This window comes from Brevibacillus halotolerans (assembly GCF_026891775.1).
Lineage (GTDB): Bacteria > Bacillota > Bacilli > Brevibacillales > Brevibacillaceae > Brevibacillus_B > Brevibacillus_B halotolerans.
Window position 1 is genome coordinate 258,797 of record NZ_JAPTNK010000006.1, and the last position, 18,867, is coordinate 277,663.

At 41.0% G+C, this 18,867-nt stretch carries 17 protein-coding genes and 1 riboswitch; of the genes, 5 read left to right on the forward strand and 12 right to left on the reverse strand.

Annotated features, from left to right (window positions below; translation table 11 throughout):
- Nucleotides 1-127: 127 nt before the first annotated feature.
- Entirely contained in the window at nt 128-1,552 is a 1,425-nt protein-coding gene (locus tag O0550_RS10965; protein WP_233882744.1) for a hypothetical protein, read from the reverse strand.
- 434 nt (nt 1,553-1,986) lie between these two features.
- Between O0550_RS10965 and O0550_RS10970 the strand changes: the two genes are divergently transcribed.
- The gene (locus O0550_RS10970) at nt 1,987-2,619 is read left to right on the forward strand and encodes a nitroreductase family protein (protein ID WP_003344898.1); all 633 of its coding nucleotides are present in this window, start codon (nt 1,987-1,989) and stop codon (nt 2,617-2,619) included.
- Nucleotides 2,620-2,842: 223 nt separating this feature from the next.
- On the opposite strand, the gene tyrS is transcribed toward O0550_RS10970, so the two are convergent.
- From tyrS to O0550_RS10985, 3 genes are all read right to left on the reverse strand, one after another.
- Nucleotides 2,843-4,126, reverse strand: a complete 1,284-nt coding sequence (gene tyrS, locus O0550_RS10975) for a tyrosine--tRNA ligase (protein ID WP_003337201.1) — start codon at nt 4,124-4,126, stop codon at nt 2,843-2,845.
- 156 nt (nt 4,127-4,282) lie between these two features.
- A complete protein-coding gene (locus tag O0550_RS10980; RefSeq protein WP_003344897.1) occupies nt 4,283-4,963 on the reverse strand; it encodes a response regulator in 681 nt (226 codons plus the stop codon).
- A 2-nt stretch (nt 4,964-4,965) separates the two neighbouring features.
- Entirely contained in the window at nt 4,966-6,564 is a 1,599-nt protein-coding gene (locus tag O0550_RS10985; RefSeq protein WP_258426305.1) for an ATP-binding protein, read from the reverse strand.
- 80 nt (nt 6,565-6,644) lie between these two features.
- Between O0550_RS10985 and O0550_RS10990 the strand changes: the two genes are divergently transcribed.
- A complete protein-coding gene (locus O0550_RS10990) occupies nt 6,645-7,697 on the forward strand; it encodes a DctP family TRAP transporter solute-binding subunit (protein WP_096887535.1) in 1,053 nt (350 codons plus the stop codon).
- Nucleotides 7,698-7,704: 7 nt separating this feature from the next.
- Here O0550_RS10990 and O0550_RS10995 read toward each other — a convergent pair whose 3' ends face one another.
- A complete protein-coding gene (locus tag O0550_RS10995) occupies nt 7,705-8,940 on the reverse strand; it encodes a glutathionylspermidine synthase family protein (RefSeq protein ID WP_258426306.1) in 1,236 nt (411 codons plus the stop codon).
- Nucleotides 8,941-9,005: 65 nt separating this feature from the next.
- Here O0550_RS10995 and O0550_RS11000 point away from each other — a divergent pair, with 65 nt between their 5' ends.
- Complete coding sequence (locus O0550_RS11000; protein ID WP_022584886.1) at nt 9,006-9,455, forward strand: hypothetical protein; 450 nt, start codon at nt 9,006-9,008, stop codon at nt 9,453-9,455.
- Between the two features lie 107 nt (nt 9,456-9,562).
- On the opposite strand, the gene O0550_RS11005 is transcribed toward O0550_RS11000, so the two are convergent.
- The 3 genes from O0550_RS11005 to O0550_RS11015 all read right to left on the reverse strand — a co-directional run bounded on the left by O0550_RS11005 (nt 9,563) and on the right by O0550_RS11015 (nt 10,817).
- Nucleotides 9,563-9,961, reverse strand: coding sequence for a DUF350 domain-containing protein (locus O0550_RS11005; RefSeq protein ID WP_096887537.1), 399 nt, complete (start codon nt 9,959-9,961; stop codon nt 9,563-9,565).
- 20 nt (nt 9,962-9,981) lie between these two features.
- Complete coding sequence (locus O0550_RS11010) at nt 9,982-10,242, reverse strand: hypothetical protein (RefSeq protein ID WP_258426307.1); 261 nt, start codon at nt 10,240-10,242, stop codon at nt 9,982-9,984.
- A gap of 236 nt (nt 10,243-10,478) precedes the next feature.
- Entirely contained in the window at nt 10,479-10,817 is a 339-nt protein-coding gene (locus tag O0550_RS11015) for a hypothetical protein (protein WP_258426308.1), read from the reverse strand.
- Between the two features lie 195 nt (nt 10,818-11,012).
- Here O0550_RS11015 and O0550_RS11020 point away from each other — a divergent pair, with 195 nt between their 5' ends.
- Nucleotides 11,013-12,263: a dicarboxylate/amino acid:cation symporter gene (locus O0550_RS11020; protein ID WP_003337191.1), complete on the forward strand. Its 1,251-nt coding sequence runs from the start codon at nt 11,013-11,015 to the stop codon at nt 12,261-12,263.
- A gap of 101 nt (nt 12,264-12,364) precedes the next feature.
- Here the strand turns inward: O0550_RS11020 and O0550_RS11025 are convergent, their stop codons facing one another.
- From O0550_RS11025 to O0550_RS11035, 3 genes are all read right to left on the reverse strand, one after another.
- The gene (locus O0550_RS11025) at nt 12,365-13,672 is read right to left on the reverse strand and encodes a D-arabinono-1,4-lactone oxidase (protein WP_258426309.1); all 1,308 of its coding nucleotides are present in this window, start codon (nt 13,670-13,672) and stop codon (nt 12,365-12,367) included.
- Nucleotides 13,669-14,982, reverse strand: coding sequence for an amino acid deaminase/aldolase (locus O0550_RS11030; protein ID WP_258426310.1), 1,314 nt, complete (start codon nt 14,980-14,982; stop codon nt 13,669-13,671). The genes O0550_RS11025 and O0550_RS11030 overlap by 4 nt, the downstream gene beginning before the upstream one ends.
- A 109-nt stretch (nt 14,983-15,091) precedes the next feature.
- On the reverse strand, nt 15,092-16,381 hold the full coding sequence (locus tag O0550_RS11035) for an NCS2 family permease (protein WP_258426311.1): 1,290 nt from the start codon (nt 16,379-16,381) through the stop codon (nt 15,092-15,094).
- A 477-nt stretch (nt 16,382-16,858) separates the two neighbouring features.
- Nucleotides 16,859-16,966, forward strand: a riboswitch (SAM riboswitch).
- 138 nt (nt 16,967-17,104) lie between these two features.
- Here O0550_RS11035 and O0550_RS11040 point away from each other — a divergent pair.
- Nucleotides 17,105-18,403: a homocysteine synthase gene (locus tag O0550_RS11040; RefSeq protein ID WP_003346091.1), complete on the forward strand. Its 1,299-nt coding sequence runs from the start codon at nt 17,105-17,107 to the stop codon at nt 18,401-18,403.
- Nucleotides 18,404-18,502: 99 nt separating this feature from the next.
- On the opposite strand, the gene O0550_RS11045 is transcribed toward O0550_RS11040, so the two are convergent.
- A complete protein-coding gene (locus O0550_RS11045; protein WP_258426312.1) occupies nt 18,503-18,844 on the reverse strand; it encodes a hypothetical protein in 342 nt (113 codons plus the stop codon).
- Between the last annotated feature and the right edge of the window lie 23 nt (nt 18,845-18,867).

Here is an 18,867-nt window from a genome sequence, read left to right on the forward strand (position 1 = left end):
TTTATTTGTTGGATCAAAAAAATGCAAAAAAAAAAGCAAGAGCCTACGCCCTTGCCTCGTACCTTTTTTAGTTTTATTCTCGTTCTCACAGCGCTTCTTCTTGCTTATGCAACTTGCAGACGCTTACCTATTTTCTATAACCTGTCACGTTATTTGCATCCATCCATTGCTTTTTCATTTGCATTAAATAAGCTAAGTCGGGATCTTCCCAGCCTTGTATAAGCATTAGAACACTTTGAACGGCATGCAGATCATTATACGTCAGGAATGGATAATCTTTAAGTCCCATCGTACCATCAGGCATATATGCATAATGTAAGTTAGAATTTGGCATCACCCAAGCATCCCGCGTTAATTTAATTCCCCACAGCATTTTATCTGCAAGCTCTTTGAATCGCTCGTCTTTTGTTTGCATGTATAACTCATACAGATAATTCATCTCCTGTAATTGATGGTTCAAGGAGCTATGAGTTAATTTATGTGGCTTTTCATGGGAATAATCACTTACCAATATCCCTACTTGACCATTTCTTTCAATTAGAAAATGATTTTGCTGGCTATGCTGTAAGAGAAACTCCGCATACCGCATACTTGCTTGTAATAATCGTTCATCATGATAAGATTGATACGCTTTCAATAACAAATAGGCAATATCCGTATTAAATCGTGTATCATAAAACCCAGCATCTACTTGGTAATCATTCCATAACCATGTTGATTTAGGAGCTGATGGCCAAAATCCTTGTGCATTTTGATTTGGCAAAATAGTGTGAAGCATCATCCAGCCAAGATCATGCGCTGCCCTACTTCCTCGCGTAATCACAAAAGAAGTAGCAAAATAGTTATCGGGATTGCGCCAGAAATAATTGGGACCTGTTGGAACATATGTAGTGGGTGTTCGATCGTAAAAACCATCCCAGCTCCAGCGTAACCGATCTTCAAAATCAATACTTTTCCAGATAAGCTCCATATTTAGTGCATCCCAGTCAATTAATGGTTGAAACGATTCTAATGCCCACACTTCTCCAAACATATGAGATTCCACTGGCATTTCAATACTCACGTTAAAACCACCATATGTCTTTTTCGCAATCATTTTAATTTGATTCATATTTTTAGGTACAATCTCAATTGAATTATGTGTCCGTGGTATATAAATATGTGGTTTACTTAAAATGATCGAATACTGATCTGTCTTGATATACCCGGTATGTACAGGTAAGTTTCCCTGTAAAGATGCTTTCGTCCATTTCGTTTTGGCCCCATTACTTGTAAGATAGCGGAATTCCCCTTGCGTTCCGGGAATAAACAGGGAAATTTTTTGCTTGATTTGCTTTACGCCTGGTTTAGATTGTATCCGTTCGATCCAATAACGATCCTGATTGGAGAACATTATTTGTTTTTTCTGTAAATTATATTGAGTTGTACGCTGTTCTGAGTAAGTTTCTTGTAAGCCTTGGTGTGTGTCTCCCCCTTGTACATTAGGGTAAGGAGTAAGACATGTAAGTAGTAGCATACCCGAAAGCGCCTGTATCCATTTTTTCTTTGTCAACAAACGTTCACCTCAATTTCCCCTTGAATTAGAACCATGTGTCTGTTTCTTTTGAGTTAAATTAAGCGTTATCCATCCTACTTGATCCAAGCAATCCCTCATTTATAGTGATATGTTCTGTTCTCCTATATACTAGACGCTACAAATTAGACTTTGTTATTCTACTTTTCAAAAATATAACTTTATTCTTACTGATTTTATATATACCTATATGATAAATAGGGCTTTTTTCCTAAATATTCTCGTAAAAACAAAATATCCCTGAATGACTCAGTTCTAATCGCACCATTTACTTTATACACATTTTGGTTAGAATATAACCAGCAGCTTCAATAAACATGAATAAATCATGCATAGCACACTATATTATTGTAAGTAACTTCGATTTATGTTACAGTTATGCTACTTCATTTAATGATTGGAGAGATTTCCCTATGAATACTGCTACATTCGAAACACTTGTTGAGGTTATGAAAGCACGTCATAGTGTACGCAAATACGAGACTGGAGTAGAAATTCCTCGTTCCGAGCTTGATGAAATTTTGGAACTAGCTGCATCTGCTCCTTCCTCTTGGAACCTGCAACATTGGCGTTTCCTAGTAGTTACAAATCAAGAGAAAAAAGAGAAGCTGCTCCCACTTGCTTACAATCAGCAACAAGTCGTAGATGCATCTGCGGTAATTATCGTTCTAGGTGATGTTAAAGCAAATCTAGCTGTACGCGATATCTACGGAAAAGCTTTAGAAGAAGGTCTAATTAACCAGCAAGTGTTTGATATCATGGTAAATCAAGTAGAAGGTGCTTATGCAAGCAACTCTGAAATTGGCATGAAGGAAGCTATTTTAAATGCCTCTCTTGCTTCCATGCAATTAATGCTTGCAGCAAAAGCAAAAGGCTATGATACGTGCCCAATGGGGGGAATTGACCGTGATGGTATTGTGAAGGAATGCAATATTCCGGATCGTTATTACCCGGTCATGATGCTAACATTGGGAAAAGCAAGTACTCCTGCACATGCTACTGGTCGCTTGCCTCTTAGTGATCTCGTCATCAATGAGAGCTTCTAAGCTATAGAAATAAAACAAAGGCTTGGTGAGAGCAACTCCTCTTACCAAGCTTTTTTATTGTGTAAAAACTAGCACGAGTTTTACTCGCATTTTACTAGGTAAACACTATTTGACATAAGAAAATTGATCTTAGCCAATCTCTTCCTTTATGTAAGAAAAAGGGCTGTCGTCATGATAACAACAACCCTTTTCTATTCCCAGTAAGGATATTTTAAAAAAATACTTATCCTTTGTACTCAACAAGGTAGTAGTTTTTCTTCCCGCGGCGAATTACCAGGTACTGACCGCCTAGAAGCTCAATATCGGCCAGCTTGGTTTCTAAATCAGTGAAACGAACATCATTTACCGTGATAGCATTGTTGTTCAGATATTCGCGGGATTCACGTTTTGATTTAGCTGCACCTACTTGAACTAGTACATCTACCATTGTTAGCTCTCCATCCTCTAGAGTAGTAGATGGCACATCGCTGAAGCTATCAGCAATTTCAGATGGCGTTAGTTCTTTTAGTCCCCCATTAAACAGAGCAACAGAAATTTCTTCTGCACGTTTCATTGCTGCTTCCCCATGAACCAGACTTGTTACTTCACGAGCTAGAGTACGTTGCGCTTCCCGTTTTTCCGGTTCAGTTGCTACTGCATTTTCTAACGCATTCAACTCTTCCATGCTTAAGAACGTAAAGTATTTTAAGAACTTCACAACATCACGATCATCCGTGTTTAACCAGAACTGATAGAATTTATATGGAGAGGTTTTGCTAGCATCTAACCATACTGCTCCACCCGCTGTTTTACCAAACTTTGTACCATCACTTTTAAGAACCAATGGCAGCGTCAAGCCAAATACTTTTTTCGCTTCCGTCTGATTTTCATTATCTTGGTTCGCACGTCGAATGAATTCTGTACCAGCAGTGATATTTCCCCACTGATCACTACCACCCATTTGCAATTCACAGTTATGGGTTTGGTTTAATTTCCAGAAATCGTATGCCTGCATAATCATATAGCTAAACTCAGTGAAAGAGATTCCGTTTTCCAAACGAGCACTTACAGAATCCTTAGCGAGCATATAGTTAATCGAAAAATGTTTTCCAATATCACGAAGGAATTCAATTAGGGTTAGCTGCCCTAGCCAATCATAGTTATTAGCCATGATCGCTGGATTACCCTCACGATCAAAATCTAAAAAACGCTCCAATTGGTTTTTTAGCTTGTCGGAATAGCCTTTTACAACATCTGCTGTGTTTAATGAACGCTCTGTAGAACGACCGCTTGGATCGCCAATCATACCTGTCCCCCCACCTACTAGGGCGATTGGCTGATGACCTGCCTGCTGAAAGCGGCGTAAGGTTAGAATGGGAAGAAGGTGCCCAATATGTAAGCTATCAGCAGTTGGGTCAAAGCCCGTATACAGTGTGAGCTTACCTTGTTGAAGACGCTTTGTTAGTTCTTCTTTATCTGTTGTTTGGTAGATCAGCCCTCTGCTTTCTAGCTCTTGAATAATATCCATTGCTACCTAATTCTCCTTTGCAATAATTTGTGTAATTTGTATATCATAGCATAAGTTCGCACATAATTTTATATTGTACCAAAAAAAATATTTACAAGCGATAAAGACGAAAATAAATATGTTTCATTATAGCTCATGCAAGATACAAGCTTTTACCTATTTTTTGATTAAATAGCGATTAACAGGCCTGCCAACTCCACCATATTGAACATCACGCTCCACTATCTGTGTACGTTCCAAGTATTCGAGATAACGCCTAGCTGTAACTCGGGCAAGCCCCACATGCTCAGCTACCTCCTCAGCCGACATGGACTGCTTTTGTTCAACCATGAATTGTTTAATTTGATGCATGGTGATCGAATGTAAGCCTTTTGGTAATTCCTGCTGCTGATGCTCTTGTTTAGCGGGTTGCCCAAATAAGAGAGAATCTAGTTCGGATTGTGACATTGTGGCGTGTTCGCCTGTCTGCTTCGCATATTTACTGAAATTATCAAGTGCTTGCTTTATTCGTTCAAATTTAAACGGTTTCATAATATAATCAAAAGCTCCGTGACGCATCATGGTTTGGATAGTCTCCATGTCTTTAGCGGCAGTAATTACGATTATCTCTACTGGATTATCGCCACTACGCAATTGTTTTAATGTCTCAATACCATTTTGGGAGGGCATGAAAATATCCATGATGGCCAAATCCGGCTGTAGCTCTTGAATCATAGAAAGTCCTTCCAATCCATTAGAAGCCACTCCTATTACCGTAAATCCTTCCACCTGTTGGATAAACAAGCGATGCAATTCCTGGACCATCGGATCGTCCTCGATAATAACGACACGAAACATACTCATTTCTCTCCTTTCATGGGAAGCTGAATGAAAAAGGTAGTTCCATATCCCGGTTCAGAGTCAACCGAAATTTCCCCACGCCCTTTTGTAACTAGCGTTTTTACCAAATATAGTCCTAATCCCTGATTATGCTCGTATTTGGTTGTAAAACCTCGCTCAAACACGCGTGCTTCGGTACTGGCATCCATTCCAGTTCCATTGTCTTCTACCATAAATGATAAGCTTTCCTCGTCTTGGTGTATGCTGATAAATAAGTGCTTGTCTTCCCTCTTTGACATGGTTAAAGCGTCAAAAGCATTTTCAACTAGATTACCAATGATCAGCACAAAATCATGGTGATCCATCCTGTTTGGAAATGCATAGAATCTACTTTTCCGGTCGATTTCCACCTGTATGCCCAGTTCTTTGCCTCGACCCACTTTACTGAGTAATAAACCTGAAAGATTATCGTCATAAATATTTTCAGTCAGGAAGCTGCTTAGCTCCTCATGTTTTTCGGAAACATCAAAAACGTACTGCAAGGCTTTCTCTGCTTGATTTAATTGGAGTAAGCCTGCGATGGTATGCATTTTATTGCGATGCTCATGGTTTTGTACCCGCAGTGCTTCTACAAACGCTTTCACTCCCGTTAATTCCTCAGCAATTTTGGCAAATTCTGTGCGATCCTGAAAGATTGCAAGTGCCCCTACTGTTTTATTATTTACCTTAATCGGGACACGATTGGACCAAATGACGGCATGCTGCATTTGCAATTCCTGATTATAGATTGGCTGATCTAAACGTAAAATTTCCGGCAGTCTGGAATCGGGGATTACATCATTAATTTTTTTACCGATCACATCACCTGAAACACGAAAGATTCGCTTGGCGTGCTCATTAAAAATCGTAATCGTTAAAGCGTTATCAATCGCAATCACACCTTCATGCATCGCTTGAAAGGTTGCAGTGCGTTCAATTAGTAACCGGGCAATTTCCTGGGGTTCTAGATTTAACAGTTGCTTTTTCATATGCCGAGCTAACTGCCATGAGCCTATTACGCCAAACAAGAGAGATAGAAACAACGTGATGGTGATGCTCTCTTTTTGATTCGCCAGCATTTCATATAAAGTAGGCAGCATATGTCCTGTCATCACTACCCCAATCTGACGGTGCTCCGCATTCATAACAGGTACGTAAGCCCGTAAAGCCACCCCAAGTTCCCCTTTTACCTTATGCACAAAGGTGTGTTCCGCAAAGGCTGGCCCGGCTTCTTTCCCGGTAAAGGCTGTGCCAATTCGCTCTTCCATTACATCCGATAAACGAATTCGGTTCATCGACAATACAACAATATAGCTCACATCATTTACAATCTGGATGCGTTTCGTTGTTGATTGAATCGACTTCCAGCCATCTGGTTTTACGATATTTTCTGCTATCGCAGGTATTTCAGCAACGGTACGCGCAGTAACCAACAACCGCTGTCCTAACTCTGACTCTATCTCCATTGACATTTTTCCGATAATAATAATTCCCCCAATCAAGAGAGAAAATAGTACAATACCAAAGGAGAGAATCGTAATTTTCCAATGAAGTTGTAGGTTTTTGAGCAGAATCTTCACAATCCTTCCGCTATCATCTTTATTGTTTCTATTTTGAAATAGATTGACGGATTCTTCAACTAAGAAAGCAGGTGAATTGTTTGAAATCAGTTGTCGGTATTTTTTCCTTTATCCTGATCGGGCTTTTAACGGCTTTGTTCATTGGTTTTCGTACAGAATTAATTCCTGGAATAAAACCTCTTGACGAGGAACAAAGCGGACTAAAGCATCGAGTTATCATAAAATTTAGTCATGTAGTAGCAGAAAATACTCCGAAGGGCTTAGCCGCTGAGAAATTTGCTCAATTAGTCAAAGAGAAAACAAACGATCAGGTTGAGGTCCAAGTATTCCCAAATGGTATTCTCTACTCAGACAAGGATGAATTTGAAGCTTTAGCCAAGGGTGACATTCAGATGATCGCCCCGGCTTTTTCTAATCTGTCTAATGTGATACCGCAGTGGCTTGCACTAGATTTGCCGTTTGCTTATCCCGATCAGGATTCCATTCATCAAGTCTTTGATGGTGAGATTGGTCGTCTCCTGTTTCAAACACTAGAGCAAAAAAACATGCATGGCTTGGCCTTTTGGAGTAATGGCTTTAAACAGGTAAGCAGCAATCAGCATCCCTTGCTTCGCCCTGCTGATTTTACTGGACATACCTTTCGCATTTTACCCAGTAAAGTCCTTGAAAGCCAATTTAAGCTGTTAGGGGCTAATACCGTAGTCATGCCCTTCACAGAGGTCTATCGTAATATTGAGTCGGGTTATGTCAATGGACAAGAAAATACGATTTCGAACATTTTTACGAAGCATCTGGACCAAGTACAGCCTTATATCACTATCAGTAACCATGGATATTTGGGTTATGCGGTCATTGTAAATAAAGACTTTTGGGAAGAGCTTGAACCACAAACCCGAGATCTGTTAACAGAAGCTTTAGCAGAAACAACAGCGTGGAACCGGCAGCGAGCAATTGAGATGAACAGACAGCAATTAGCTTTATTACGCCGAAAAAAGGACGTTTATATTCAAACGCTGACACCTGCACAAAAAGAAGCTTGGATCGCTACACTCCAGCCCATATACAAGCAATTTGAACCATTCATCGGTAAGGAACTCATGCAAAAGATAGTTGACTTGAAGGCAAAAAAATAAGAGCTTATTACTTATAGCCGCAAGGGAGAAAATACGCCATATTATCTGTGATAGGCCCGCCTAAACGATAGCCAAAGGCAGAGGCCTGACCATTGATAAGAAAGCTTCCAACCATGAGGTGTCCCTTGACGATTTTTTCAACGGTCTGGACATAAGTAGTTGGAAGCGGTACATATTTCTGATAAACAGATAAAAAGTCGGCATATGATTTGTTACTATCTTCATGGAGAATGGCATCATCCTTCATAATCTGCACGGTATCCCCCTCTCTTCCAAAGGCAGGCTTTTGTACATAAGCTACTCCTTGTTCTCGGAAAAGATCAGGCTCTAAATAAGTGGGTAAAAAGTGCTCGGCAATCCATGCGTGTTCCTCAGTTGAATAAAAAGGATGCTGCTCCTCATGCAAGCCCCAAATAACAACCTGAATCGCTTTGCTTTGCAACAAAAATGCTGAGATTGGGTTAAGTATAGCCAGCTTACGAAGAGCTACTAATTCAAGGAGCATCTCACCCACGGGTTCTTTGGTAATCGGATCATAATCAGCTAGCATTTGCTCAATGGGGTATGTTTGACGGTATAAAAGATCAATGCGTTGGCCTTCAGCATCATATAACCCCTTTCCCTCGACGATTTGTAGTTCATGAAGAGGTATATAACGGCTAGGTAACGGTGTCATTTCACGTAAATACTCTGCTGTATACCGATCTTCCGGGTTATCAGCATGCGAGGTAAATACGATATGCGGCGTCTCTACATAGCTTGGCACCATGCCCTCAAGGCTCATAAAAATCGCAGCTTGAACAGCCTGCTTGAGCCTGTTTTCCTCCCCTTCATTCGGGTTTTTATAGCCAAATTCCTTACAAATCCGCTCATTTACAAAGAATAATTCCTTCAAAAATGTGGGCGTGTCACTATTGATTTCGAGGACTACATATCGTTTATCGACCTGCACGAGATCTAACCTTGCAATAACACTCTCTATATTGATGTGGTGAATACGCAAAAAACGCAAGGAGCTAGCAGGAAAGCCTAACGAAAGCAGTAGATCATCATCTAGCTGACGCATTAACTCTGCTGTTTTAAAGAATAAATGTCCTACCCGATTAGTCGTTTTTCGAATGGTAGAGGCTTCTTGCTCTGTCACCAGATGCATGTCGTATAAGCTATACTCCTGACCATATAAATCTGCCCAATATTGTGGGATCTGCTGATAAAATTGCTTTCTTTTCTCTTTATGATTCATGAAGGAGAGTCGCATCCTTTTCTATCGTAAGAGCGTATGTCATAATCAATCTATCAGATGAAAGGGTGATTTATATCCATACGTGTACGTGTTATATCAAACAAAAGGAAGATGAATTCACTGCCTTTGCCGAATACCATTCTACAGAAATTGGAGAGGATGGTATTTTAGCTCGTCACTTATGCCATTATCTCGTTAAAGATGGGAAGCAATATCAGCTTCTTTCGAATGAGATGGAGGAAAATAGAGAAATCCTCATTTATGAATACCAAGGAAGTGCAGAATACTTTCACGACGAGCTGTTTAACAAGAATAAAGGGGTTCTCATTGAGTTTCGGAGACTGCTAGCCGCTGGCGATACAGAGCTTCTAAGCCACATAACCGTCCGTCATCATATGGATGTGGTCCGTTATTTGTTGAAGGATTATATCCATATCCCAGAGCTAGGACATTTCGAGGTGGATTCTACCGAACTTGATGAAGATCGCGGTGTCTACGTCATTTATGTGGTGTAGCATTTCGAGCATTTTACGCTTTCCCGTATGAATTTTTTATTCTGGGAAATTCATCACCCGGGAAAGCGCAAAAGCTGATTCGCTTCGACAACTTTTTTCGTATCAGCCTAATAGGTCAAGCATTGCCCTACTATCCAGCCAATTGATAACGATAGCATCATTAAAAGGATTCCGACAGCCGTATTATTCTTTTCTATTGCTTCCCGAATGCTAAATCGAATCGTAATGAGTTCAGCTAGATAAGAGAAAATGATTTGAGCTACGATTCCAACTCCGCTCCAAATCACCATATCCACCAAGGAGACGGAATTGGCCACAGCGGAACCGAGTACATACGCAAGACCAAGCATTTTTCCACCAAGGGTCAATGCGGCTGCCTGATTATTATTTGCAATTAATTGAAACTCTTTTACTCTTGTAGTACTGACAACAAATAAAATGAATCCAATTAGCATCATGGCAAAAGCTGTGCCAGCATAGCTTAAAAAATTTATGACTAAAGACATGAATGCATCACTCCTGTATGTTATATCCTTATTGCTTGCTCTAAGGAACACTCTTTTGGACTAGCTTCAGCCACCCGAAGAATGAGACCCACTACCAAATCCGCTTCGAGATGAGCTTTTAAAGCTGGAGCTATTCCTGTAGCTTTTATATGAGCTGCTCTCATAGAGCTGGTTTTTATTACTGTAATAGGAGCCTGCATGATAGTAGCTACCATGATAAGACGAGCTCCTATCTGAACACTTGTATACATCGTCATCCCCGTCATAATCCCACGAGCCACAATTACGATCCTCTGGTAACGATGGCCCAGACTCTGAGGAGGAACATCCTGCTATGCCCATCGACACGAGCGCGATGGCTGCTACCTTAGAAACCACTTTTTTTGTTTGATTCATGGTGATCCTCCTAATCCTTCCTTTTCCAGCTTTATTGGTGTCCTATCTATCGCCCTTTTCGATAAAAACTTCCTCCAAACCTCTTTTGGTACTACTAGCTGAGCTTTTGTTTCCAAATCCGTTACTTTCTGCGAAGGAAGAAGAATGGTTCGACAGCTCGAACCTTTTCTATACATATGATCATTTGATGGTTACATGCTGCCACTTTATTGCTTACCTGAACATCGCCTCTATACAACAGTTGATTATAATGGGAGGAGTTGCTGTCTGTACAGCCATAAACTTCCATATTATATATAAATTTATAATGTTTAAAATCTAACTCTCCTGAATAACACATTTCCCCTTCCATTGGCTCTGTGCCGATTGTTCCTTTTAAAGTGGCTCGTTTTACGGTAACAGCAGCATTTTCTAAGAGAATCACTTTTTGGTCTAACATTTTAATATCGGTAAAATTCAATAATCCAGAGCGATGAGCCTCAAGGTCAGCTTACTAACCCATTATGGTTTACTTATCGTCGAAACAACTTGATTTGTTCATGACCAAAAAAACCAAAAAGAACAATAAGACCATATTCTTTTATAACTTCCCAAAAGCTTTTACAATAAATTCAGATAAATAAAAGCGCTTACAAACAAAGGAAGTGAACTATCCATGAAAATATTGAAAAATTTAACGTTCCAGGTTATTACGGGTGTAATTTTAGGTATTATAGTTGGTTTTATCTTCCCCGAATTTGGAGCGAAACTAAAAGTCCTAGCAGACGTCTTTATTAAAATGATCAAGATGGTTATTCCCCCCATTGTATTTTTCACAATCGTTCATGGTATTGCTGGTATGGGAGACATGAAAAAGGTAGGCAGAATAGGCGGAAAGGCCTTGCTCTACTTTGAAATTGTAACAACACTAGCACTTACGATCGGAATTTTTGTCGTTAACATCATAAAGCCAGGCGTGGGCATTGATACATCAAAAGCTGCTAGCACAGATATTTCAAAATACACCTCGTCTGCAACGGAAAGTGGTAGCTTTTTAGACTTCCTTATTAATATCGTTCCAGACAATGTAGTAGGTGCTATGGCAAAAGGCGAATTACTTCCTATTTTATTCTTTGCGGTTCTGTTCGGCATTTCATTAACGGCAATGGGGTCGCAGGCGAAGCCCGTTCTACAGTTATTCGAGAAGCTGGCACAAGGATTCTTCGGCGTTGTTAACATGATCATGCGCCTCTCTCCAATCGCAGCATTTGGAGCAATGGCCTACACAATCGGTAATTTTGGTATCAAATCTTTGATTAACCTAGGCCTTCTGATGAGCTCTGTTTACCTAACCATGTGCTGTTTTATCATCGTAGTATTAGGTCTTATCGCAAAAGCCTACAAATTTAATATCTTCTCCTTTATCCGTTATATTAAGGAAGAAATTTTATTGGTTGTTGGTACCTCTTCTTCAGAATCTGCCCTACCCGGCATGATGCGCAAGCTTGAAGCGTATGGTTGCTCCAAATCCGTAGTAGGTCTAGTGGTCCCAACCGGGTATTCCTTTAACCTTGACGGAACCTCCATATACCTGTCAATGGGAGCCATCTTCATTGCGCAAGCTTATGGTATCGACCTTACAATCTGGCAGGAAATTACTCTATTGGCTGTGCTGATGCTCACTTCAAAAGGTGCTGCCGGTGTTACAGGCTCTGGTTTAATTACACTTGCTGCCACTCTAGCTGCTTTTCCTATGATTCCAGTTGAAGGAATCGCATTATTAATAGGTGTAGACCGGTTCATGTCTGAAGCGCGGGCTGTCACTAATTTAATTGGTAACGGTGTTGCTACTGTAGTGGTTTCCAAATCGGAGAAAGAATTCCATCCTACGATGGCTTCTCATTCAGATTCTACTATCGCCTCGTAATTCAATTGTTAAAAGCCCAAGAGTACAACCTATCTCTTCTATCGAAAAAGCGTTCTCTCCTCCTCTACAGGATCACGAACGCTTTTTTCGATGGATAACTATTATACTCCAAACAGCCGTGACAAGTAGGGATTTAGAAATAATCCATTCGGGTCCAGCTCTTTGCGGATTGCGATAAACTGACTCCACATGGGTAATCTCTCTTGTAAATCAGTAGCAGTTAATTCATGCAACTTCCCCCAATGCGGCCTCCCATCATATTTGAGAAAAATACGCTCCATTTCCTGAAAATACGCCTTATAGGGCATTCCTTTATACATATGCACCGCAATATACGCAGAATCTCGCTTGTAAGCCGGGCTAAGCCAGATTTCATCTCCTTTTACATACCTACATTCAATCGGAAAGTGGACAGTAAAACGATGCTTTTGTATGCATTCTCTGATCTCTTGAACTACCTCTTGCATTTTATCAGCAGGCACACTATACTCCATCTCACTAAATCGAACCCAGCGTGGAGTAGCAAACAATTTATGACTAGCCCCCACCTCCTCCATATCAGGAACAGCTCTTGCGGAAAGTTTACTTACGGGTGCACACAACTGAGGAAATAAACGACATCCCTCTGATAAAAGCCAGAATAGACCATTTTCAATGCCTATTTTTTTAAACTGATTCCAAGCACTATTTTTAGTAGCCGGCTCTTGAGTAATTTGCATGAATTTTGCTTGTACCATATCTGTATACACAAACCAGTAAAATTCGAAATGACGATGACGATCAGTAAAGCTGGTCAAATTTTTTAAACAGTCGTTTAAATTCATCCGTCTGCTCTTATAATAAATGTTGTACGCAGGAAGCACACGTATCTTCACTTTGACAATGATCCCGAGTGCGCCAAGAGAGATTTGTAATGCACGAAAAAGTTCAGGATGAGAGCTTTCGGAGCATTCCAACAAATCACCCTGAGCGGTTACTACAGTTAAACCAACTACTTGCGTGGAAACACTTCCGAACCGAATCCCCGTACCATGTGTTCCTGTACTAATCGCTCCGCCAATGGACTGGGCATTAATATCTCCTAAATTCTCTTGCGAATAGCCTCGCTCATATAGCAATTCTCCCAAAAGCCTGAGCTTTGTCCCTGCCCACACAGTTGCTGTTTGTTCCTTTTCATCAATTGATAGTACACCTTGTAAATCATCTAATGATAGAAGAATTTGATCTGTTTCAACAAGTGCAGGAAAGGAATGTCCTGAGCCGACTACACGAATCGTTTTTCCCTGTTGAATAGCTTTTTTTACAACTTCTACCACTTCCTCCAAGCAGGATGGATAAATCGCTTGCTGTGGTGTGCTAGTAACTAATCCTGCCCAATTCTTCCATGGTTGCATTGCTACTATTCTCATAGAAAACACCTGCCCTCTCCCCGATACGTTATGGCCTCTCCTATCCTTTTCCCTTTCCGTAGCAAATGTAGTGTTGGAAAGCGTTCACATAATTCTCCTGCCTTACTATGCCGAAAAAAGATGGGATCTCCAATTGCAAGCTTTTGATCACCTTCATAACGTACAGGCGTTTGGACCTCTCCTGCTCCTTCCAAGCGCAATAACGCAGCCTGTGGTGGTAAATATGGGAGGGGCAGTTTTTCTTTCCCTATCGCTCCAGAGGCCACATACCCGCCCCCCAAACAAGTATAGATATTGAATCTAGGCTGTCGCACTATCTCAACAGCAAACCCCGCGGCTGGCTGGAAATGAAATTCTTTGTAGTAATCAAATAAGGCAGGAGCGTAAAAACCAGAGCCTACCGTTACTTCTGTCACTGCATTCTCGTAGCAAGTAGAGCTCATACTTCCGGTACCGCCACCATTAAAAAAGCGGAGCGAAATATGCTGTCGTTGTAATTCGTCATCTACACGTTTCCGCTTTTCCCTCACTACGCGTATAGAACGTTTTTTTAGATAAGAGATAACACCATTTTTGAAACCGTGCCCTGGCATATTATCACCGACACCAGCAATTTGCGCCTCATAGCTCATGATTCCATCCAACACAAGCCAAGGACTCGATCCAATTCTTTCAACCATCTGCATCACTTGCTCGAATGTACGTAAAGATGAGCGGTATACACCAATATGCAAGCCCCAAAATGAGTCAGAGGCATCCATCTCCACACAAAGCAACAAGGGCGTACTTACTTGTTTGGCCACCTCCTCCGCCAAGTTAATATGCTCCAATGAATCGACCATTAATGTAATTTGTGCGCCCTGCTGTACAGCTCGTGCTATCGTAAGTAGCGAAGATCTGTCCACCACAGGGTAACCAAGTAGCAGATTATGAAATCCGTTCTCCCACAAAAACAATGCTTCTGATGCTGTAAAACACATGATGCCCTGGATCAAAGGATCATAATCTAAAATATATCGGAGCATAGGAATAGAACGAATTGACTTACTGGCAATTCGTATACGTTTACCATTGCTCCTAGCTACAATTTCAGCCATATTCTGATCTAACAAATCAAGGTCAATATAGGCAAACGGCATAGATAGGTTCGCCAAAGCTTCTCTGTAATAGCGATATCTGCTCGTCGTCTCGTACAGAAATCTCACCTTCTTTACTGTTTCATAGATTGGAATGTATTTCTCTTCAGTATATTCAGTCACGCAAGCGTCTAAAACTAGTAAAAAAAGAAAAATGCTTGCTCCATCTAGCAACAGTGACTAGCCGTTCCATATCCATTCTGCATTCCTTCATTCATACTTTTCATGCCCGTATGCAAAAAAGCAGCCATCCTCTCAAAAGAGAAAATGGCTGCCTTTTACCTTAATGAAGCTTCAATGCTAGCAACACAAAATATAGGAAAAACATAAACGAAATGATTAAAAGCGGCAAGGGAATTTCTTTACGTCTGCCCATTGCCAGTTTAACAATTGGATACGCCATAAATCCGAAAGCAATTCCATCTGCAATACTCGCTGTAAAGGGAATCAGCACAATGATCAAGAACGCTGGCAAGCCTTCTGACATGTCGGAGAACTTGATCTGATTGACACTTTGCATCATTAGGCTACCAACTAGAATTAAGATAGGAGCAATCGCTGTATCCGGCACGTAACGAATGACAGGAATGCAAAAGATTGAGATCAAGAACAGAATTCCTACCGTAATTGCTGTAATCCCTGTTTTCCCGCCAGCGGCAATTCCTGCAGAACTTTCCGCTGAAGACACAGTTGGACTCGTACCAAACAATCCAGAAAGCATAGCTGAAATGGAGTTTGCTTGAAAAGTACGAGCAAATTTACTTTCTGGAACCATGCTGTGCAAAAGCCCCATATTTTCAAAAACAATCACCATGGTTAGCGGAAACACAGCCAGCCAAAATCCAGTAGTAACTATGCCGTCAAACGAAAATGCTCCAAAGACAGTGAGGTATGTCGAGAACGAGAAATCACTTCCCTGACTTGTACCACCTACCGTACCAAGGGCAATAGCAATCAGCGTATTTACAATAATACTGATTAAAAAGCTACCTTTTACATTGCGTAAAAATAGCACGACGGCAATTACCAAGCTGACCAATCCCAATACTACCTTCGTATCGCCCAGATCGCCTAAAGCAATAAATGTAGATGGGTTAGGTACGATTAAGCCGCCTTTTTGCAAACCAATAAAGGTAAGAAACAATCCAATTCCAACCGTCATTCCTTCTTTTAGAGACAGTGGAATGCTTTTCGCTAAGATTTTGGCAACCGGTGTAAAAGCAATCACGATAAATAAAACACCTGACATGAATACAACTGCCAAAGCGCTCTCCCATGACAATCCCATAGATTTAACAATCGTATAGGAGAAAAACGCATTAATGCCCATACCAGGAACAAGTGCTACAGGAGCATTCGCCCAAAAACCCATGATCAAGCATCCTATGAAGGAGATAACGATCGTGGCAACAATACCTGCTTCCAATGGTATACCTGCATCCGATAAGATCATTGAATTCACGGCAATGATGTAGACAGCGGTGAAAAACGTGGTTAAACCAGCCAAAATTTCGTTGCGAACCGTTGTTTGATGACCTTTTACATCAAATCTTTTACGAAAAAATGAGTACAATATCGGTTCCCTTCTTTAAGCAAAACAACCCCTCGGCCCACCCGTGCCAATTCACCCCAAAAATTGGGGCAAGACACCTTTCCCTATAGTAGCAAAAAGAACGAAAAAGAGTAAATAGGAAAATGTAAAAATGTGCACATAAAAAAGGCAGTGATGCTTGTATGTAGGTTTTCATGTTTCCAGCTACTTCTATTTTACCCTCCAGAAAGCAAGCTTCTATACAAGTTATGCAGCTTATTATGTATAATTATACTTATTTGTATTTTTATTCACGATTATTCACTTCATGTATCCTGTAAATAAATCCGTTTTGCTGTCGATATGTAGCTAAATTTTTAGAAGTTTAATCAAGTTAAAACAAGATGATTTCAATAGTTATTATAAACGGAAACTGAATTTGATTCCGCTGTTTTTTCAGAATGCACAAAATATTATTGACTTATCATTCCAAGCTCCTTACAATAAAACAAACTTTTATTTTCATCAAGAGTGGTGGAGGGACTGGCCCGACGAAGCCCGGCAACCGGAACATAGTGTTCTTGGTGCTAAATCCTGCAGAATCCGCAAGGTTCTGAGAGATGAATGTATGCGAAATTAGTAACGCAGCCTTCCTCTACTCAGAGGAGGGCTTTTTGCTATGAGAAGCCGGTCTTCCCTCTCTACTGCGCCACCATTGAAACCAAGAGAATCACCTTACTTTACATGGAAAAGGAGTGGTTTTTTATGTCAAACCTCAATTGGAAAAGAGAAACACTAGCTCTTCACGGAGGTCAGGAGGCAGACCCAACTACCGGCGCTCTTGCCGTCCCTATCTATCAAACATCCTCCTATGAGTTTCGTGACACCAGCCATGCAGCCAATCTATTCGCGTTACAGGAGCCTGGGAACATTTATACCCGCATCATGAATCCAACCCAGGATGTATTTGAGAAGCGTGTCGCCCTACTAGAAGGCGGTATTGGGGCACTTGCAACTGCATCTGGTCAAGCCGCCATTACATTTGCCTTATTAAATATTGCACAAGCCGGTGATGAAATCATCTCCTCTAGCAGTTTATATGGGGGAACCTACAATTTATTTGCCCATACCTTTGCAAAGCTTGGAATTACCGTTCATTTTGTTGACCAATCCAACCCAGACAATTTCCGTTCAAAGATTACAGACAAAACCAAGGCGATTTTCTGCGAAACGATCGGAAATCCCCAAATGCAGGTTGCCGATCTAAACGCTATTGCTACCATAGCTCATGAATATGGATTACCGCTCCTTGTGGATAATACCTTTGCCTCCCCTATTTTGTGCCGACCGATTGAACACGGGGCAGATATCGTTATCCATTCTGCTACTAAATTTATTGGCGGTCACGGCACATCTATCGGGGGAATTATTGTAGACTCCGGTCATTTCGATTGGAGTAACGGCAAGTTTCCTGGGCTCTCCACTCCAGACCCTACCTACAATGGAATTGTATATACAGAGGCGGTTGGCAATGCTGCTTATATCGTAAAAGCTCGTGTGCAGCTACAGCGAGATGTAGGAGCTACCTTATCTCCTTTTAACTCCTTTTTATTCTTACAAGGCCTAGAGACTCTCCACCTGCGGATGGAACGGCATAGTCAAAATGCACTTGCTGTCGCTCAATATTTAGAACAACACAACGATGTAGAGTGGGTGAGCTACCCAGGGCTTGCTAGCTCACCTACCTACGAACTTAGTCAACGCTATTTACCAGATGGTCAGGGGGCTTTGTTGACTTTTGGAATCAAAGGTGGAGTAGAAGCTGGCAAAAAAGTAATTGAATCTGTTCAATTGTTCTCGCATTTGGCTAATGTAGGAGACTCCAAATCATTGATCATTCATCCAGCTAGTACTACTCATCTCCAACTTACCCCAGAAGAACAAGCTAAGGCCGGGGTGACCCCTGGGATGATTCGTCTTTCCGTAGGTACAGAGGCAATTGAAGATATTTTGCAGGATGTAGAGCAGGCTATTCAAAAAGCTGTGGAAGCTGTACAAGTGTAAGCTGATAATCGTGTAGGATGTAAAAAGGCGTGCTTCACTGTTGCCAGTCGCACGCCTTTTTCTATATGTAAGATGTAAATTTGACTTTTGGCTCATCGCTTACTTTTTCGATACTTGAACATATGAGGTCTGTTTCACTGTGTACGTATCTGCGAGTGTTTCTTCTTTTATGACACCTAGCTTAAGTAGGCTGTTTATTTTTGCCACATCCACCTTGGACATCAGCCTCCATATTTGCGGATCTTCTACGGCTTTAAGTAGGTGTTCATTATTAAACTCTTTCTTCTCTTGTTGACTAATTTTCAAACGGTAGTCTCCTATCTCAATTTCACACGGTTCTGGATAAACAGCCAACAGAATCCGGCGTAGCTCTGCCAGCTCCTCTTCTAACTCTTTTTGCTGTTGTTTGATCGCAAAATACCGAGCAATTGTAGCTTCCATGTGCCCCTCTCCTTTCGTTCTGA

Excerpts from the sequence above, each read along its gene's own strand:
- O0550_RS10980 (WP_003344897.1), bottom strand. The coding sequence starts at position 4,963 with ATGTTTCGTGTCGTTATTATCGAGGACGATCCGATGGTCCAGGAATTG.
- O0550_RS11045 (WP_258426312.1), bottom strand. The coding sequence starts at position 18,844 with ATGGAAGCTACAATTGCTCGGTATTTTGCGATCAAACAACAGCAAAAA.
- O0550_RS11025 (WP_258426309.1), bottom strand. The coding sequence starts at position 13,672 with ATGAGAATAGTAGCAATGCAACCATGGAAGAATTGGGCAGGATTAGTT.
- O0550_RS11005 (WP_096887537.1), bottom strand. The coding sequence starts at position 9,961 with ATGTCTTTAGTCATAAATTTTTTAAGCTATGCTGGCACAGCTTTTGCC.
- tyrS (WP_003337201.1), bottom strand. The coding sequence starts at position 4,126 with ATGGATATTATTCAAGAGCTAGAAAGCAGAGGGCTGATCTACCAAACA.
- O0550_RS11040 (WP_003346091.1), top strand. The coding sequence starts at position 17,105 with ATGTCAAACCTCAATTGGAAAAGAGAAACACTAGCTCTTCACGGAGGT.
- O0550_RS10970 (WP_003344898.1), top strand. The coding sequence starts at position 1,987 with ATGAATACTGCTACATTCGAAACACTTGTTGAGGTTATGAAAGCACGT.
- O0550_RS10995 (WP_258426306.1), bottom strand. The coding sequence starts at position 8,940 with ATGAATCATAAAGAGAAAAGAAAGCAATTTTATCAGCAGATCCCACAA.
- O0550_RS11020 (WP_003337191.1), top strand. The coding sequence starts at position 11,013 with ATGAAAATATTGAAAAATTTAACGTTCCAGGTTATTACGGGTGTAATT.